A 17,439-nucleotide genomic window follows, 5' to 3' on the forward strand; every position below is an offset into this window, starting at 1 on the left:
GTTACCCAAGAACAGTGCGAGCATCACCCCACTGATTCTTTGGGATGAGAACTTAACTTCCGCACACCACAGCATTTTGACCCATCTTGGAGGGGTTTGCTCATCAAGCCTGCAGGGTCTTCAGGACGCGACAGCACTTACCCGGGCAGCCGCTCGGCGTGAGCTTAACGATCTGATTGAAGCGGGCCATGTTGAAGGTTACCGCGAAGGCCGTGGTCAATCCTTTAGAATCGCCTGATTCAAGCCTCTTAAATTGATTGTTTGAGCCTGAGGATTACAGGCTCTTACAGTTTCCTAATTAAATTCAAAGACTTAAGGGTCTATCTCTGTGTTCGTGGTGTTGACTCAGTCCACGTGTGCATTTAGAGGGATCCGTGTAAGAGGGCTTGCTTGGGGCATGCTCTCTAGTGCCTTAGGAGTTGTTCATGGACATGCAAGAATTAGCGGCGCTCAATGAGAAAGCCGAGCAAGGCGGCGGCGAAGCCCGAATCGCAAAACAACACAAGCAAGGTAAGCTTACCGCTCGCGAGCGAATTGAAGCTCTTCTTGATCCCGGCAGCTTTGTCGAAATGGACAAGTTCAAGACTCACCGCTGTTCCGATTTTGGGATGGAAAAGCAAAAACATCTCGGTGACGGTGTGGTCACGGGTTACGGAAAAATCGATGGGCGAAAAATCTTTGTTTACGCTCAGGACTTCACTGTGTTTGGCGGCTCGTTAAGCGGTGCCCATGCAGAGAAGATTTGTAAGATCATGGACATGGCTATGGAAGTCGGTGCGCCTGTGATTGGTCTGGCCGACTCTGGCGGTGCCCGGATTCAAGAAGGCGTCGATTCACTTGCAGGTTATGCCGATATCTTTTTGAAAAACGTATTGGCAAGTGGTGTGGTACCTCAGCTTTCCTGCATCATGGGGCCCTGTGCCGGCGGCGCGGTTTACTCTCCCGCCATCACCGACTTCATCTTTATGGTTCAAGATACAAGCTATATGTTTATTACTGGACCCGACGTTATTAAAACCGTCACCCACGAAGATGTAACCAAAGAGGAACTTGGCGGAGCGTCTAGCCACAATGCCAAGAGCGGCGTCGCACAATTCTCAGCACCCAACGATACAGCAAGCCTAGAGCAGGTTCGCCAGCTCTTAAGCTACATTCCATCCAACAACTCAGAAGATCCACCAGAGGTTGCATCGACGGACGACGCTGGTCGTAAAACACCAGAGCTTGCGGATGTAATCCCTGAAAATCCAAACAAGCCTTACGACATCAAGGACATCATCTCTCCTGTTGTTGATGATGGTGAGTTTTTCGAAGTAGCCGAAGCCTATGCACAAAATATGGTGGTTGGTTTCGCGCGTATCGATGGCAAGAGTGTTGGGATTGTCGCCAACCAGCCCATGGTACTGGCGGGTTGTTTAGACATCAGCGCATCTGTTAAAGCCGCGCGTTTTGTCCGCTTCTGTGACTGCTTCAATATTCCGATTCTTACATTTGTTGATGTTCCAGGTTTCTTACCCGGCCTTGATCAAGAACACGGGGGCATCATCAAGCATGGAGCGAAGCTACTTTATGCCTTTGCCGAAGCCACCGTTCCAAAGGTTACGGTCATTACCCGCAAAGCCTACGGCGGTGCGTACGATGTGATGGCATCCAAGCACATTCGCGCCGATATCAATTTGGCTTTCCCGAGTGCAGAAATTGCCGTGATGGGTCCAGACGGTGCGGTCAATATTATTTTCAAGCGCCAGATTGCTGAAAGCGAAAACCCAGCTGAAAAGCAAAAAGAGCTGGTGGACGAATACCGCCGAACTTTTGCGAACCCCATGAAGGCGGCAGAACTTGGCTATATTGATGAAGTGATTTTGCCAGAGAACCTTCGCTCTCGGCTCGTGCAGTCTTTTGACCTCCTTAAAGACAAGCGTCAGTCCAACCCACCGAAGAAGCATGGGAACATTCCGCTCTAATGACTGAAACGAAGAAAAAATTTAAGAAAGTACTTATCGCCAACCGCGGTGAGATTGCGGTTCGCGTCGCCCGTACATTAAAAGAAATGGGTATTTCTCCGGTTGCGGTTTACTCCGATGCCGACCGCTCAGCCCCCCATGTTTTGGTCGCAGACGAAGCTTATCATGTGGGTCCTGCCCCCTCCTCTGAGAGCTATCTGGTCTCCGAGCGAATCTTGCAGGTCGCTAAAGATGCAGGTGTGGATGCGATTCACCCAGGTTATGGATTTCTGAGCGAGAACGGCGAGTTTGCCAACGCGTGCATTGAAGCGGGCATTGCTTTCATCGGACCATCAGCTGAAGCCATGAAAGTCATGGGCTCCAAAACGGCTGCCCGTGAAAAAATGGTCGCTGCGGGCGTTCCATGTGTGCCCGGAAGCGACGGTGCGATTCCAACAGAAGAAGAAGCACTCAAAATTGCCGGTGAGATGGGCTACCCCATCATGCTCAAGGCAGCAGCGGGAGGCGGCGGCAAAGGCATGCGCCTTGTAGCTGACGCGGAATCTTTACCCGGAGCGTTTCGGGCGGCTTCGAGTGAAGCTAGAAACTCTTTCGGCGACGATACTGTCTACATCGAAAAGGCTGTGATTGAGCCGCGCCACATTGAAATTCAAGTTCTCAGTGGACCAGACGGTAAAGCGCTTTGGCTTGGCGAACGCGAATGCTCTATGCAGCGACGTCACCAGAAAATTATCGAAGAAACGCCATCGATGCTGGTCACCGAAGAAGTTCGCCAGCAGATGGGTGAAGTGGCCTGCCGCGCAGCGGATGCGGTGGATTATGTGGGTGCGGGAACCGTTGAGTTCTTGATGGACAAAGACCGCAATTTCTATTTTCTGGAAATGAACACCCGATTGCAGGTGGAGCACCCGGTGACGGAGCTTTGCTGCGGTATCGATTTGGTTCGGGCCCAAATTATGGTGGCTCAAGGCGAGCCGCTTCCTTGGAAACAAGAAGAGATAGAGCGACGCGGCCACGCGATGGAAGCGCGAATTTACGCCGAAGACCCGAATCAAAACTTTATGCCTTGCCCAGGTATGATTGATGAGCTGGTTTTTCCAAACTGGCCCGGACTTCGCGTCGATTGCGGTGTGCGCTCAGGCTACGAAGTTTCTCGCTATTATGACCCGATGATTGCCAAGGTGGTGGTTTGGGGAGAAGACCGCGAGCAGGCAAGGCTCCGTTTACGACAAGCCCTTATGGAAACGGCGGTGAAAGGCATCACCACGAATACCGCTTTTTTGCGTGATCTCCTCGACTTTGAGCCCTTTGTTTCGGGTGATTATCACACGGGTAGCTGCGCAGTGGCGCTTGAGCAAGAGGCCCCAGAAGTGGATTCAGAGATTCAAGATATGGCCATTGCGGCGGCAGCCATTCAAACCTTGCTTCGAGATCAAAAGAAGAGCCGCGAAAACTCCAGCGGTACTGGGAAAGGTTCGGGCTCGCGTTGGCGAACCATGGACTGGCGACGGGGAGGTGTGTGATGCGCTACGTAGCTTTTTTAGGTGAAGAGCAGCGAGAGGTCTCCGTTCGCGAATTATCGGCGGGCCGCTTTGAAGTGGTCATTGAAGACCGTACTTTTGAAATCGATGCCGAGCAGCTCGGGCACTCCACGCTTAATATGTTGGTTGGGGGACAGGCCTATCAAATACAATCGGAAGCTCTGGAAGAAGGCGGCGAGAACTTTCTCGTGCGCGGTGAGCAGGTCCAGGTGGAAATGCTCGACATGCGTAAGGTCAGCCTTCGCAAGGCGCTTGAGGCATCGGGCGGCGCAGACGGCCCAATTACAGTAAAATCGCCAATGCCTGGTAAATTGGTCGCGCACCTCGTGCAACCTGGCGATGAAGTGAAAAAAGGCCAAGGTGTGGTGGTTGTAGAGGCCATGAAGATGGAAAACGAGCTTAAAGCCCCGAAAGATGGAACCATTCAGGAAATCTTCGGTTCTGTGGGCGATGCGGTTGATAGCGGCGCCCCGCTTTGCGTGATCGAATAACCATCATTTTTTCTTAAAAAAATTACCGATCTAAAAATTTACTCGCCCCCCGTTCGTCCGTAGGATGGGACCTCTCGATTGCCTCGAGAACAAGGAGTGGGAAGTAAATGTTAAGAGCCATAACTGCGGCCTTAGTCGTCATTTTTACATCAGGATCTGCTTACGCACTGGAAGAGATTCCAGGCAAGGCAGAGTTTTCTGGTTTGCTTGGTAAAGAGCAAAGCGAGATGGCTGCCGGCTTGATGTTTAAAAGCATTGATGGCGCAATGTACCTCCAAATTAACCCACGTTTTGATTTTCGAACGGGACCGTTTGGTTTTGGCATTCAGGTCCCTCTCAATTTACGGGTTCACCCCTGGGATGATGAGGGCAAAAAGAAGTACGGCAAGCAGCTGGTCCGCGGCGAAGACTGGGATGAGGTTGGTGATTACTTAAAGCTGCTTCGTTACATCCAGTACGGCGAAAAGCGAGACTTTATCTATGCCCGCTTAGGTGAGCTCAGCGGCAAACTGGGCCACGGAACGATTGTTCGCGGTTACAGCAACACCATCGATATCAATACCCACCGAGTAGGTTTCGCTTTCGACTTAAACACCGATCTAGGTGGATTCGAGTCCATGTTCAGCGATCTCGTAAGTATCATGGGCGGGGGGATTGACTCTCAACTGATTGCGGCCCGCGGGTTTGTAAAGCCGGTTGGTTTTTGGGCACCGGAATCTGCATTGAACATCTTCTCTCTGGGTTTAAGCGTAGCGACAGATTTAAACGCCCCGTTTTCAGTGGATGCGGATGGGGATGAAGAAGTTGATGTCGATGCCGAAGGAGAAATAGCCGTTGCCGAAACCAAAGGCGTCACCATCATTGGTTTAGATATTGAAGCTGAGGTACTAAACAACGACATCATTGAAATGATCCCGTATATCGACTTGAACTTCGTTAGCGGCGCTGGCTACGGCCTTCATATTGGCCTGGACACAAAGTTTAAGCTTCCTATTGGCATTGACTTCCAAATCCCAATTTTGTTGGAGTATCGACATTTCGCCTCGAATTATATCCCAATGTATTTTGATACATTTTATGAAATCGAGCGCTTTTCGCTGGCCGGTCAGTCTGTAATGCCCAAAGGGCGTTATCTACTCAGTGAAGACTCACCGCTTAACGATGGTGAAGGTATCAACGGAGTTTATGGTGAGCTAGGCTTTGATTTTATGGGGCTTGTTACGGTTGCTGGTAAATACGAGCATTATTCTAAAACCGATGCTGAGAAAGCAGCTGAAGAAGCTGGCCTGGCTGCAGCAGAAGCGGATCCAGGCACAGAATTTACACCCATTGGCAAAGGCACATTCACCCTGCTGCTTTTGGTCCCCGCTCTCGATGTTCTTCAATTCGAGGCGTATTACCGCCGAACCAATATTACGGGCGCCGATGACATTTTTAAGTTTGATGACCGCTCTATGGCTGTTGCTCAGGCCAAATACCAAATGTACCCATTCGTTTACCTTGTAGCTCAGGCTTCACGGCGCTGGGTTTTCGAAGAGGCCACAGTAAGGGCTGATGGCACAAGAGAAGCCGCTGGATACCAAGCAACCGATGACTGGGGCGTAGGCGTTGAATTTGCCTACCAATTCTAAGCTCTAGCCCTTGCGCCGGGCGAGCGTCGGACCCATATGGTAATATAGTAGTAATATCTAAGGAATTAGAAGAACCATGTCTGATGGAAATGACAACTGGGAAGACGAGCCTTATGAAGGTGAGGGGCAAGTTGCCACTGAATCTGAAATTAAGGTCAAGCGGCCCAAGCGTTACAAAGTACTGCTCCACAATGACAACTACACCACCATGGAGTTCGTTGTTTTGGTGCTCAAAACTGTTTTTCATTTAGAAGAACCCAGCGCGGTTCAAGTCATGCTGCATGTTCACCGTAAAGGTGCAGGTGTGGCCGGCGTTTTTTCCTATGAAGTTGCAGAAACCAAAGTCCACAAAGTCACCGAGCTCGCGCGGGCACACGATTACCCGCTGCGTTGTTCTATGGAGCCAGCTGAATGATTTCACGTGAACTCGAAGTGGTTTTTAAGTTAGCGCTTAGAGAAGCTGAAGTACGTCGCCACGATATGGTTTGTGTGGAGCATGTGCTCTACGCCATGAGCCACGATAATTGGGCCATGGAAATTTTGCGTCACTGCGGCGCCGATATTGATGATCTGCGCATTCGTTTAGAAACCTATCTCGGCGAGCAGGTTCAGGTTCCTGAAGACCGTGACTATCAAATCGAGCAAACTTTAGGTTTAACCAGAGTTTTGCAGCGTGCGGCAATTCATGTGCAATCCTCCGGTAAAAAAGAAATGGATGCCGGAGATTTTTTGGCGGCCGTCATGCGCGAGCCTGAAAGTTTTGCCGTCTACATTTTGAGTGAGCAAGGCGTAACCCGCCTGGATATTCTTGAATTTATTTCTCATGGCATCTCTAAAATCGACGAGCCATCACTTGCCCATGAAGGCGGTGATGAACTCGAAGAAGAAGAGGAAGAAGGCGAAGAGAAAAAGCGTCCCGACCCGCTTGCAAGCTTTACGGCCAATCTCAACGATCGAGCCCGAGAGGGGAAAATCGATCCCGTTGTTGGCCGTATCGACGAAATCAATCGAACTGTTCAGGTTCTTTGCCGTCGCCGCAAAAACAACCCGATTTTAGTGGGTGAACCAGGTGTTGGTAAAACAGCCATTGCCGAAGGCCTTGCGCTTGCGATTGTGGAAAAGAGTGTTCCAGAGGTTCTGGAAAACGAAGAGATTTTTGCGCTTGATATGGGCGCTCTTATCGCCGGAACGAAGTTTCGAGGAGAGTTTGAACAGCGGCTTAAAGCAGTTGTAAAAGCGATTCAGGAGCGCGGTAACGCGATTCTATTCATCGATGAGATTCATACCATTGTGGGAGCTGGCGCAGTAAGCGGTGGCACGCTCGATGCGAGTAATATTCTGAAGCCAGCTTTGGCATCCGGTGATTTTCGCGTGGTGGGTTCAACCACCTACAAAGAATTCCAAGGCGTGTTTGAAAGAGACCGCGCCCTGGCCCGTCGTTTTCAAAAAATCGATGTCGTGGAACCCACAGTCGAAGAGACCTTTAAGATTCTCCGAGGCTTGAAGACCAAATACGAAGAGCACCACGAAATTACCTATACGAACCAGGCACTGCGAACAGCAGCGGAGCTTGCTCATAAATATGTCAATGAGCGGTTTCTGCCGGATAAAGCCATCGATGTTATTGATGAAGCTGGTGCGAGTGTGCGGCTGATGCCCAAGGGCAAGCGGCAGAAAACCATTCGCCCGAAAGATATCGAAGCGGTCGTGGCAAAAATTGCCAGGGTTCCGCCTAGAAGCGTTTCAGGCTCCGATAAAGATAAACTTTCTCAGCTCGACCGAGATTTAAAGCTTTTGATTTACGGCCAGGACAAGGCTGTAGAATCCGTGGTGAGTGCCATTAAGCTCTCGCGTGCCGGGCTCGGTAGTCCGCGTCGGCCTGTGGGTTCGTTTTTGTTCAGCGGTCCAACAGGTGTTGGTAAAACTGAGCTCGCTCGCCAACTGGCAGCCTGTATGGGCGTCGAGATGCTCCGCTTTGATATGAGCGAGTATATGGAGAAGCACACTGTGAGCCGCCTTATTGGGGCGCCTCCAGGGTATGTTGGGTTTGATCAAGGCGGTCTCTTAACAGACGCAGTTATCAAGAACCCTCATGCAGTTCTCTTGCTCGATGAAATTGAAAAAGCGCACCCAGATCTTTTCAATGTGCTTTTGCAGGTCATGGATAATGCCACGCTTACGGACAACAATGGCCGTAAGGCTGATTTCCGTAACGTTGTTTTAATTATGACGACGAATGCCGGTGCATTTGAAATGGAGACAGGTTCGATTGGTTTCGGTAGCAAATCAAGCAGCACGGACGATGCAAAGGGCGCCATTGAAAGAACGTTCACGCCAGAGTTTCGCAACCGGTTGGATGCATGGGTTCCGTTTACGCATCTTGAAAAATCTACGATTGGTATGATCGTGGACAAGATGGTGGCCGAGCTTGAAGACCAACTTTCCGAGAAACGTGTTGTGCTCGATCTTAACGATGAGGCGCGAAACTGGCTCGGAGACCGTGGTTACGACCGCAAATTTGGGGCACGACCGATGAACCGGCTGATTGATCGCGAGATTCGACGCAAACTGGCAGATGAAATCCTCTTTGGTTCGCTTCAAAGCGGGGGAACCGTGGAAATTCAGGCCAATGGCGATGAATTGGAGCTTGTTTTTCATCCCCGAGAGAAAAATACGACCTCTGCAAAGAAAGAAGCAGCTCCTGTCGATCACTAAGGATGACGGGCCTTCTTGACTTTGCACACCTCAAAAGTATAAGACGTCCCTCGCTGGAGCCCAGGTAGCTCAGTCGGTAGAGCAGGGGACTGAAAATCCCCGTGTCGGCAGTTCAAATCTGTCCCTGGGCACCACAAATTCCCCTTCTCGATTTTATCCCCTTTGCTCTTGGCCAGTCGGCCCGTTGGATTCATTTATATTCTGTGTTGAGAATCGCTTGAGATATGAGTGGATCTTGAATCATCAAGAAACTTCATTTCAAGTGGTTTGCAAAACCGAGACCGGATGATAAACCCAGCCAACTTTGCAGTAAGCTTAAATCCTTAAGTTTCGAATTGCGACGCACTGCGTTGTTGCTGCGGGAAAAGTAATTGAAAATCCAGGGCTTCTTGCCCCTGATTACGCACCATGTTACGAATTTAGTCATGTCTGGAACCAAAATTGTAAAACGCTATGCGAATCGTAAACTCTATGACACGGAGCGTAGTTGCTACGTGACGCTCGATGACATTTCAACCATGATAAAAAGTGGTGAAGAAGTTCAAGTCATCGATAACAAGAGTGGCGATGACCTCACCAGTGTCACACTTGCTCAAATCATTTTTGAGACAGAGAAAAAAGCACACTTTATGCCGCTTAATCTTTTGCGTGGTTTAATCCAGCAAAGTGGCGAAAATATCGGCGGCTTTGCTCGTGAGCAAGTTGAGACGGTTCAATCGAGAGCTCAAGATATTCGCGACACCGCGAGTGACACCGTTACGAGAATCACTTCTCAATTTGGTGAAACCGTTGGTCGTGTTATCAAAACCGATGGTGAAGGCGAAGTGGCCGTAGAGGGAGCTCCAGAAGGAGAAGCCCCCACGGAAAAGCAAAGCCCTGCTTCTGTGAAAGAAATGCTGTCTTCAAGCCAGAAGAACCTTGAAGAGATTCAGCGTGGCATCGAAGATCGCGTTCAGGAAGGCCTGGGAGTTGTTTCTGAAGGTTTTAGCCGAGAAGTTGAAGATATCCTTGAGCGCCTTGGTAGTCTAAAAGACCGTTTCCGCAAGTAAACCCTCCTTCATTATAGTTAATCAAATATGCGCTTACTTTTAAGACTTTGTTTTATTTTGGGTCTTGGATGTACGGGCGCATTGCTCTGGGTTCAGGGCTTTGTTGAGCAACCGGCTCTTTCCGAATTTACGCCCGAACCTTTCCATCTCAAATCAGGACAGACGCTTAAGCCAGTTTTAGAAGAGCTTGCTTTACGAGGTGTCATTAAGCGCCCTGAACTTGTTTATGCCTGGGCGCGTTATAAAGATTTGGGTGGGTTGCGATCTGGGACTTATCAGTTTGCCCGAGGCGACTCCCCGGCGGACATTGTTCGGATGATGAATCAGGGCCGCGTGGTCACGGAACGTTTCACGATTCCCGAAGGCTTAAACCGTTGGCAAATCCGAGATTTGTTAGATGAAGCGAAGTGGATATCGAAAAGCGACTTCGACAATCTTTGCGATGACCAAGTCTTTTTAAAGGCCCACGGGGTCAATCAGCCGAACTGTGAGGGGGTTATTTTTCCCGAAACTTACACTTTTGCACGTGGTGTGACCCCAAAAACGATTTTTAAGCGAATTATTAAAACTTATCACGCGGCTTATAAAGCTGTAACCACAGGCGGCACAGGGCCCTTGGGCTTTAGCGAGATTGAGTTTCTAACGCTTGCGTCGATTGTAGAAAAAGAAACCGGCGCCGCTCACGAGAGACCCCGTATTGCGTGTGTGTTTTACAATCGCCTCAAAGCCAAGCCAGCTTGGCGTCTTCAAACCGACCCAACTGTGATTTATGCGGCCACTCTTTCAGACCCTAATTTCGATGGGAATATCAAGCGCTATCATCTTCACGAGATGGACCATCCGTACAATACCTATAAGCGCAGCGGTTTGCCGCCAGGGCCGATTGCAAACCCAGGGTTTGCGGCGCTTCAAGCGGTCGCTAAGCCAGACGATTGCGGCGATTTCTTTTTCGTATCGAAGAATAACGGGGAGCACATTTTTTGCCCCACCTTAAGTTGCCACAACACAGCGGTTCATAAATGGCAGGTTCAATATTTTCGTAAGAAGTAGAAGCTTTGCGCTTTGTCTTTTACTGAGCCAGTGATTCCAGTGCCCAAAGAAGTTCTTCTTCCAGCTTACGATGCTCTCCATTTTCGATGAAGTAGCGAACCGAGCCTTTTGCATCCACGACAGCAAGGGTCGGCAAAGCAGGCTTTTTACCGTTTGTTTGCATAAACTTCTGAAACACCAAGCTCATGGCCGGGTCGGTATAAATTGGGAAGTTGAGATTAAAGCGCTTCTGAAATGCAGAGTAAGGCTCTTGCTCACGCTCAATGGCAGTGCGGATACCAATCATCTGTACTTTATCTTTAAGCTTGGGGTTTGCTGAGAGACTCTTTTGAAACTCAACAAGGTGCGGAAGCTCTTCCTGGCAATGTGGGCACCATGTTGCAAAGAACACCACAAGGCTTGTTTTCCCGCCTTCTGCGAGGTTGAGCGATACATCTCGGTTGTCCAAGGTTAGGTTCATAGGGGCAACGGGTGCTCCCGAAAGCTGTGAACCAATGAGGGCTTCTTTTCGTTTGGCGTCGAGTAAGGCCAAAAGTTTTTTCGTTTCCGGTCCGCAGGAGTCAAGAAGCGCGAGCACGTCTTTGTGTGCGGGGTGAATGTAATAAAGGCCCTGTGCTCCCATGCATGCCTTTTCCGTCTGACCGATTTTCTGAAGCGAGGTCACCAAGCGAATGTGCATCTCAGCATCGAGGTAGGGGTCGATGGCGCTGGCGGCAACACTTAAGTCTTGAGCAGCGGTTGCGTAATCTTTGTCGTAAAAAGCAACGGTTCCACGCAAGAGGCCGATTTCAACGGTGTACTGTTCGATTCCAGTGGCAGTCTTAAGCTGCTCCAAGCATTGCTTTTGAAACGTTGTTCGCAGGTTTTCTGCAGCAAAGCCCTGGCAGGCGTAAAGCGTTTCAATGGTTGAAAGCTCGTCAGAGAGCTGGGGATCTAAAATGCGCGCTTCAACCTTGGGCAGAGGCTCACCTTTTTCTTGGAGGTGTCCAACATAGGCGCGGACCATGGTGCGGATGGCTTGTTGAGCAAATGGCTCGCTCTCGGCCGTTGGGATGAAGGCTGCGAGTGCGAGCGCCTGGGCTCCAGGGGTCTTTTGAGAGGCGAGGACACCTTCGAGTCGTTTGCTGTCTCGGCTAATTGGGGCGCCAGCGAGAATGCGTTGTGTTTCGCGTACAAGCCCGGCCACGCGCCAGCTGGTGTATGCACCCTCGAGTACAACCGTACCCTGGTACTCCTTGCGAGTGGCTCCTGAGGCGCCGTCAACCAAGAGTTTGGGATCGGTGACGGTGAGCAGCGAATCTGGTGGCCGAATGGCGAGCTGGGTGAGTTGGTCCATCTCCGACTCGCTCATAGGAGCGTGCCCTGCTTTTTGCAGCGGAGCGGCGTAAAGCAGCTTCAGAAGCATGAGATCTTGTTGAAAAGCGAGGGTTACAGAGACAGGATTGCAGGGGCAATCGTCGTTTAGCGTCATTGGAGCACTGATGTCGCGGAGATAACCGAGAGTTTTGCCCTGCGCGTCTTTGGCCACGATGTAGGTGTTGTTGCCTTTATCTAGGTCGCGCACCATGACATTTGGGATATCTCTGGCTTCAAATTCAGCAGCCTCCGGGAAAGCTCCCTTGTAGAAGTCTGCGCGAGGCCCAGTAATTTGGTTTCCCTTTTCGACTCCGGGGACCACAATGGCTGTTTCCGGGTTTCCACCTTCGCTTGCAGGCGCAGTTGAACCCGTGCCTTTACAGCCCATAGCTGTGAAGGTCATGACCATCGCCCATAGGGCATTTCTACAAATTACTCGGTTTTGACGCATATTAAGTCTCCGCTGAATCCAATCGGTGGCTCCATACCCCTTTTGACTTGATAAATCCACGGCTTGAGCCCGGCGATGGTGTGGAATAATGAATGAAGAATGGAATCGATTTATTTCAAGAATGCACGCGGACAGAAATTAGCTGGAATTGTTGAGGGCCCGATGGACTCTGAACTTGGAGTTATATGCTGCCATGGGATGCTCAGCGTCAAAGATGGGCCAAAACACTCACAAATTGTCTCAAGATTGGCGCAGCGCGGGGTGCGCGGTATGCGCTTCGATTTTGCCGGTCGGGGCGAGTCTGAGGGGGATATCTACGATCTCTCTTATTCTAACCAAATCGAAGATCTTAAGGCCGCCATTGCTTGGATGCTTGAGCAAGGCGTAAGCCGTCTGGGAGTTTTCGGTTCGAGTATGGGAGGCTCAGTAGCCCTTCTAACGGCACCGCAAGAGTCTAAGGTGAGCGCAGTGGCAACAGTTGCCGCAGTGGCCTACCCCAAGTTACTCGCTCGCCGTTATCCCGATGACGTAGCCAATTGGAGAGAACGCGGCTTTATTGAGGTCGGTGGCGTAAAAATCGGCGCTCAGTTTATTGAAGATGCTCGCCGCCATGATGTCATTGGGGCTGTGGTTCAGACGGGTGTTCCTCTTTTGGTGGTCCATGGTTTAGAGGACCGGGTGGTGCCCGTGTCGGATGCTGACGATATTGCAGCCGCAGCTGAGAGTGTTTCGATGTGTTTGGTTGAGGGGGCTGACCACCGTTTTTCTGGCAAGCGACAACTCAAGGTTTTGGTAGATGACGTTGTCGATTTCTTTATGGAAGCACTGGACGAGTACTGAAGCCTATTTACGGGATTGCCTGCTTCTTCATAACGGTCTAGTTTAGGGCTGATCATGCTAAGATTTGAACCAGAATATCATTTGAAGCCATGGGGCGGTCGCCGAATGGCCCAGCTTTTTTCTCGAACCTTGCCTGAGGGTCAAGTGGGCGAGAGCTGGGAATTGTCAGAGTTACCGGGCCATGAAAATGTTGTCAGCTGCGGCCCCAAAAAGGGTGAGAAGCTCGGCGAGCTTTGGCGCAGCGGCGCTCTTGGTGGAGATGGGCAAGGACCTTTCCCGTTTGTGCTTAAGTGGCTCGACACCCATGAACGTATGAGTGTTCAAGTTCACCCAGACGAAGAGTTTTGCCGAAATACGCGGATTGGCAATCCTAAAACAGAGGCTTGGTACATTGCTCACGCAGAGCATAAATCGAAATTCCTGGCGGGAAACTATCCGGGCTTAGATGCAACGACGCTCAAACAAGCGGTGGAACGAGGCAGCCTCGAAAAGTGGATGTATGAAGCGGCGCCGCGTCCAGGCGATATGTACTTACTCGAAGCGGGAACCATTCACGCAATGGGAGCGGGCTTTTTAGTGCTCGAAGTTCAGCAGCCGAGCGATACAACATTCCGTATTCACGATTGGGGCCGCGTCGACGAAAACGGTGAGCCAAGAGAGCTTCATTTTGATGAAGCCGCCGCGTGCATTCGATATGACCGATTTGATTTACCGCAGCCAGATCGGGCGAAAGTAACAGGTCCCTGTTTCGTTATGGAAACTGTTCAGATGGGAACCGCTTTTCCAAAAGAGGGATTGCGTGTTGTCATTGCAGATAAAAAGCCCGTCAAACTAATCGGAGACCATGGCGAAGAGCATCTCAAGTTTGGTGATGTTGTCGTCATTGAGCCGTCCGACGGTATCGTGGCGCTTGCCAGTGGCTCTTGCGTCCTACTCACCGAACCTAAATAGATTCGTCCATTTGTCGTTTCTGCCTATGCCCCCTAAGGCAAATGCCGTAAGGATGCCTCGTTATGCTGCATAAACTCGCTGAAGTAGAGGCTCGTTACGAAGAGCTCAACCGCCTTTTAGCCGACCCAGTCGTGCTTTCTGATCAAAATCGCCTACGCGACGTGGCCAAAGAACACCGCGAAGTTGAAGGCCTCGTTGAGATCTACAGAGCTTATCGCCAACTCGAAACGCAAATTCAGGATAATAAAGAGCTGATTGCCGACGGTGAAGACCCCGAGCTTAGTGAAATGGCGAAGGAAGAGCTCCCGGAGCTTGAGACCGAGCTTCAGAACCTCACGGATAAAATCAATCTTCTCTTAATGCCCAAAGACCCCAACGACGACAAAAACGTCATATTGGAAATACGGGCAGGTACCGGTGGGGATGAAGCCGCGCTTTTCGCGGGTGATTTATTCCGCATGTATTCAAGGTATGCCGAGCGTTCAGGTTGGCGGGTTGAAGTCATGAGCATGAGTGAGGGAACTCAAGGCGGCGTTAAAGAGGTGATCTGCCTTGTTGCCGGTGACCATGTCTTCTCAGCACTTAAATACGAATCGGGTGTCCACCGCGTTCAGCGTGTCCCAGCCACTGAGAGCCAGGGCAGAATCCATACTTCAGCGGCAACCGTTGCCGTGATGCCTGAGGCCGAAGAAGCTGAAATTGATATCCGCAATGAAGATTTGCGCATCGATACTTACCGCTCTCAAGGTGCCGGTGGCCAGCACGTTAACACCACCGACTCAGCGGTACGTATCACGCACTTGCCGACGGGAATGGTGGTACAGTGCCAAGATGAAAAGAGTCAGATTAAAAACCGCGCGAAGGCGATGAAGGTTTTATCTTCCCGGCTCTTGGATTTTATCCGCCAACAAGAAGCTGCTGAACGAGCAGCCGAGCGTAAAGAGCTGGTTCGAACCGGCGACCGTTCTGAGAAGATACGTACCTATAATTTCCCTCAAGATCGCATTACCGATCACCGAATCGGTTTCAGTGCCCACAACTTACCGGCAGTACTCCAGGGTGATTTGGAAGCAGTTTTGATTGCTCTTCGCACGTTCTTCCAAAGTGAAGAGCTCAAGGGCCAGAGCACTTGAGCGAAGGCGCCTCTATTGAAGCGCTTTTAGAGGGCGCCGAGGCCTTATTGGCTAAGCAGTGTATCGACACGCCGAAGCTTGATGCCGAGATTCTCTTGGCAAGAGCTTTAGATAAGACCCGATCCTATTTAATGACTTGGCCAGAAAAAGTGCCGAGTAAGGCAGAGGCCTCTGAGTTTCAGCGTTGGCTCCTTCGACGAGCCGCCAGCGAACCGGTGGCTTATATTTTAGGGGATCAGGAATTTTATGGGCATCTGTTTCAGGTGAGCCCCGCAGTTCTTATCCCGCGGCCAGAGACCGAACATTTGGTGGAAAAGGCGCTTGGCTGGTGCCGTGAACGTGGGACCGATTCTCCAAAAATATTAGATCTGTGCACCGGTTCGGGCTGCGTCGGTTTGACGCTGGCTCTCGAGCTCCCCCGAGCGAGCGTGACGATGAGTGATTTATCGCCAGAGGCTTTGGCGGTGGCTAAGCATAATGCAGAATCTCATGATTTGGATGAGCGCGTCCGCGTTTTTGAAGGTAACCTTTTCGAGCCTCTCCCAGATGGTGAGCGCTTTGATCTTATCTTGGCCAACCCTCCCTATGTTGAAGAGTCTTTTCGGGGTGAGATGCAAAAGGATGTGTTGGATTACGAGCCCCATATGGCGCTTTTTGCTGCGGACGATGGCTTAACAATTATCCGCGAAATCGTTGCCCAGGCCTCCAAGTTTCTGAACCAGCCAGGGCTTATTGCAATTGAAATGGGCTCCGGCCAATCTGCCCGTGTGCGCTCCCTCTGGGGGCCGTCTTGGAAAAATCCCGGGATTATTCAAGATTTAGGTGGCCATGACCGCATCGCCTACGCTGAGCACCAAGTTTTGTAATTGGCTGATTTTGTGGATGATTTTCAACTGAACCTATGCTAAACCGGCATTCGTTATGAGCGAGCAAAGCCAGGATATCGAACGACTCTTTGAGCCGGGGCGTGAAGAAACGCTTGATGCATATCTGCGCCTCCTGCATGCGGTCGATATAGCAGAGCTTTTTAATCACGTAGATATTCGTTTTTGGAAAAGAATCACGAGCTGTCTCGACGCGGAAAAACTCGCGGAAACGCTTTCTCAGCTTGATGACGGTGTTCAAGAAAAGCTTGGCTCCATTCTAAAAATTGAGCGCTTAGCGGCGGCGGTTGAAGAACTTGAAACCGATGATGCAGCAGACCTCTTGGGAGAGCTTTCTCCCGAACGCGCCAGTGCGGTTTTGGCCCAGCTTGATGAAGATGACCGCGACGATATCCAAACGCTCCTAAGTTTTCCGGAAGATTCCGCCGGTGGTTTGATGCAGACAGAGCTCTGCATGGTCGAGGAAGGGCTTCTGGTTTCTGATGCCATCGAGGCCGTGCGCCTGGTTCGCGAGGAAATCGAAGAGATTCACGAGGTGTACCTGGTCAACAGTGACGGCATGCTGCGCGGAATCATTCAGCTTGAAGATCTGGTGCTTTCTACTGAGCAAACCGAATTGAGTGAAATCAGCCAGCCCGTAGAACAGCGGGTTACAGTCGACCTTGATCAAGAGGAAGTTGCTCGGGTTTTTGGTAAATACGACCTTGTGAGCTTGCCAGTGGTCGATCCCCAAGGGCTCTTGGTTGGCCGTATCACCTTCGATGATATTCACGATGTTATGCTTGAAGAGGCCACTGAAGATGTCATGACGATGGCCGGTGCCTCGAGCGAAGAGCTGGTTTATGGCCAGGATTTCTTCCGCATCGCTATGTTCCGCCTGCCCTGGCTGGTGGGAAGCCTTTTTGGCTCTTTGATTGCGGCAGTCTTGGTTCCTATGTTCCGCCATGTCCCTTTCGAAGACACACTCATGCTCGCAGCCTTTGTTCCCGTCGTGGCGGCCATGACTGGCAACGTAGGCTCACAAACCGCGATGATTATTACCCGCGGCTTTGCGATTGGAAAAGTCGACGCCAGCATGCTTGGAAAAACGCTCGCCCGAGAAAGCATGGTGGGCAGTATTATGGGGCTTGCAGCCGGCGCACTGGTTGCCATCGTCTCAAATTTTGGGTTTGGCAGTGATATTCTCGGCATTACCGTTGGGCTTTCTATGTTTTGCTCTATGACCATTGCAGCCTTTGTGGGTGCCTTGGCTCCAGCGATGTTTAAAGAAATTGGCATCGATCCCGCGATTGCGGCCGGGCCGCTTGTGACCACGGGCTGTGATGTGATGGGTGTTGCCATTTATCTTGGCGCCGCTCGCCTTATTTTAGGCTAGGTTTTTCA

General features: G+C 50.8%; 15 protein-coding genes and 1 tRNA gene. 15 read left to right on the forward strand and 1 reads right to left on the reverse strand.

Annotated features, from left to right (window positions below; genetic code table 11):
• The 10 genes from HOK28_20425 to mltG form a co-directional block, all read left to right on the forward strand.
• The coding region (locus HOK28_20425) for a hypothetical protein (protein ID MBT6435473.1) at window positions 1-238 on the forward strand (238 nt) is incomplete at its 5' end.
• Window positions 239-431: 193 nt separating this feature from the next.
• Window positions 432-1,964, forward strand: coding sequence for an acyl-CoA carboxylase subunit beta (locus HOK28_20430; protein ID MBT6435474.1), 1,533 nt, complete (start codon window positions 432-434; stop codon window positions 1,962-1,964).
• Window positions 1,964-3,487 carry an acetyl-CoA carboxylase biotin carboxylase subunit gene (locus HOK28_20435; GenBank protein MBT6435475.1) on the forward strand — a complete coding sequence of 508 codons (1,524 nt, stop codon included), beginning with the start codon at window positions 1,964-1,966 and terminating at the stop codon, window positions 3,485-3,487. Before HOK28_20430 ends, HOK28_20435 begins: the two co-directional genes overlap by 1 nt.
• Before the next feature lie 137 nt (window positions 3,488-3,624).
• The gene (locus tag HOK28_20440; GenBank protein MBT6435476.1) at window positions 3,625-3,996 is read left to right on the forward strand and encodes an acetyl-CoA carboxylase biotin carboxyl carrier protein subunit; all 372 of its coding nucleotides are present in this window, start codon (window positions 3,625-3,627) and stop codon (window positions 3,994-3,996) included.
• 107 nt (window positions 3,997-4,103) lie between these two features.
• Window positions 4,104-5,627 (forward strand): hypothetical protein, encoded by a 1,524-nt coding sequence (locus HOK28_20445; protein MBT6435477.1) that lies wholly within the window; start codon window positions 4,104-4,106, stop codon window positions 5,625-5,627.
• Window positions 5,628-5,703: 76 nt separating this feature from the next.
• Window positions 5,704-6,042: an ATP-dependent Clp protease adapter ClpS gene (clpS, locus tag HOK28_20450; protein MBT6435478.1), complete on the forward strand. Its 339-nt coding sequence runs from the start codon at window positions 5,704-5,706 to the stop codon at window positions 6,040-6,042.
• The gene (gene clpA, locus HOK28_20455; protein MBT6435479.1) at window positions 6,039-8,342 is read left to right on the forward strand and encodes an ATP-dependent Clp protease ATP-binding subunit ClpA; all 2,304 of its coding nucleotides are present in this window, start codon (window positions 6,039-6,041) and stop codon (window positions 8,340-8,342) included. The genes clpS and clpA overlap by 4 nt, the downstream gene beginning before the upstream one ends.
• Window positions 8,343-8,400: 58 nt before the next feature.
• Window positions 8,401-8,476: transfer RNA gene (locus HOK28_20460), tRNA-Phe, on the forward strand.
• Between the two features lie 291 nt (window positions 8,477-8,767).
• A complete protein-coding gene (locus HOK28_20465) occupies window positions 8,768-9,391 on the forward strand; it encodes a transcriptional regulator (GenBank protein ID MBT6435480.1) in 624 nt (207 codons plus the stop codon).
• A 27-nt stretch (window positions 9,392-9,418) separates the two neighbouring features.
• On the forward strand, window positions 9,419-10,441 hold the full coding sequence (gene mltG, locus HOK28_20470) for an endolytic transglycosylase MltG (protein MBT6435481.1): 1,023 nt from the start codon (window positions 9,419-9,421) through the stop codon (window positions 10,439-10,441).
• 19 nt (window positions 10,442-10,460) lie between these two features.
• Here mltG and HOK28_20475 read toward each other — a convergent pair whose 3' ends face one another.
• Window positions 10,461-12,200, reverse strand: a complete 1,740-nt coding sequence (locus HOK28_20475; protein ID MBT6435482.1) for a TlpA family protein disulfide reductase — start codon at window positions 12,198-12,200, stop codon at window positions 10,461-10,463.
• A gap of 147 nt (window positions 12,201-12,347) precedes the next feature.
• Between HOK28_20475 and HOK28_20480 the strand changes: the two genes are divergently transcribed.
• From HOK28_20480 to mgtE, 5 genes are all read left to right on the forward strand, one after another.
• Window positions 12,348-13,088: an alpha/beta fold hydrolase gene (locus tag HOK28_20480; GenBank protein MBT6435483.1), complete on the forward strand. Its 741-nt coding sequence runs from the start codon at window positions 12,348-12,350 to the stop codon at window positions 13,086-13,088.
• Window positions 13,089-13,142: 54 nt separating this feature from the next.
• Window positions 13,143-14,039 (forward strand): class I mannose-6-phosphate isomerase, encoded by an 897-nt coding sequence (locus tag HOK28_20485; protein MBT6435484.1) that lies wholly within the window; start codon window positions 13,143-13,145, stop codon window positions 14,037-14,039.
• Window positions 14,040-14,101: 62 nt separating this feature from the next.
• A complete protein-coding gene (gene prfA, locus HOK28_20490; protein MBT6435485.1) occupies window positions 14,102-15,172 on the forward strand; it encodes a peptide chain release factor 1 in 1,071 nt (356 codons plus the stop codon).
• A complete protein-coding gene (gene prmC, locus HOK28_20495; protein ID MBT6435486.1) occupies window positions 15,169-16,038 on the forward strand; it encodes a peptide chain release factor N(5)-glutamine methyltransferase in 870 nt (289 codons plus the stop codon). The genes prfA and prmC overlap by 4 nt, the downstream gene beginning before the upstream one ends.
• A gap of 55 nt (window positions 16,039-16,093) precedes the next feature.
• Window positions 16,094-17,431 carry a magnesium transporter gene (gene mgtE / locus HOK28_20500; GenBank protein ID MBT6435487.1) on the forward strand — a complete coding sequence of 446 codons (1,338 nt, stop codon included), beginning with the start codon at window positions 16,094-16,096 and terminating at the stop codon, window positions 17,429-17,431.
• The last annotated feature ends 8 nt before the right edge of the window (window positions 17,432-17,439 follow it).

The sequence above is a fragment of the Deltaproteobacteria bacterium genome (assembly GCA_018668695.1).
In the GTDB taxonomy this organism is placed as follows: domain Bacteria; phylum Myxococcota; class XYA12-FULL-58-9; order XYA12-FULL-58-9; family JABJBS01; genus JABJBS01.

What these genes read in the sequence shown, in the direction of transcription:
- mltG (MBT6435481.1), top strand. Translation starts at nt 9,419, where the DNA reads ATGCGCTTACTTTTAAGACTTTGTTTTATTTTGGGTCTTGGATGTACG.
- HOK28_20465 (MBT6435480.1), top strand. Translation starts at nt 8,768, where the DNA reads ATGTCTGGAACCAAAATTGTAAAACGCTATGCGAATCGTAAACTCTAT.
- HOK28_20435 (MBT6435475.1), top strand. Translation starts at nt 1,964, where the DNA reads ATGACTGAAACGAAGAAAAAATTTAAGAAAGTACTTATCGCCAACCGC.
- clpS (MBT6435478.1), top strand. Translation starts at nt 5,704, where the DNA reads ATGTCTGATGGAAATGACAACTGGGAAGACGAGCCTTATGAAGGTGAG.
- prfA (MBT6435485.1), top strand. Translation starts at nt 14,102, where the DNA reads ATGCTGCATAAACTCGCTGAAGTAGAGGCTCGTTACGAAGAGCTCAAC.
- HOK28_20445 (MBT6435477.1), top strand. Translation starts at nt 4,104, where the DNA reads ATGTTAAGAGCCATAACTGCGGCCTTAGTCGTCATTTTTACATCAGGA.
- HOK28_20430 (MBT6435474.1), top strand. Translation starts at nt 432, where the DNA reads ATGCAAGAATTAGCGGCGCTCAATGAGAAAGCCGAGCAAGGCGGCGGC.
- HOK28_20475 (MBT6435482.1), bottom strand. Translation starts at nt 12,200, where the DNA reads ATGACCTTCACAGCTATGGGCTGTAAAGGCACGGGTTCAACTGCGCCT.
- HOK28_20485 (MBT6435484.1), top strand. Translation starts at nt 13,143, where the DNA reads ATGCTAAGATTTGAACCAGAATATCATTTGAAGCCATGGGGCGGTCGC.
- HOK28_20480 (MBT6435483.1), top strand. Translation starts at nt 12,348, where the DNA reads ATGGAATCGATTTATTTCAAGAATGCACGCGGACAGAAATTAGCTGGA.
- mgtE (MBT6435487.1), top strand. Translation starts at nt 16,094, where the DNA reads ATGAGCGAGCAAAGCCAGGATATCGAACGACTCTTTGAGCCGGGGCGT.
- HOK28_20440 (MBT6435476.1), top strand. Translation starts at nt 3,625, where the DNA reads ATGTTGGTTGGGGGACAGGCCTATCAAATACAATCGGAAGCTCTGGAA.
- clpA (MBT6435479.1), top strand. Translation starts at nt 6,039, where the DNA reads ATGATTTCACGTGAACTCGAAGTGGTTTTTAAGTTAGCGCTTAGAGAA.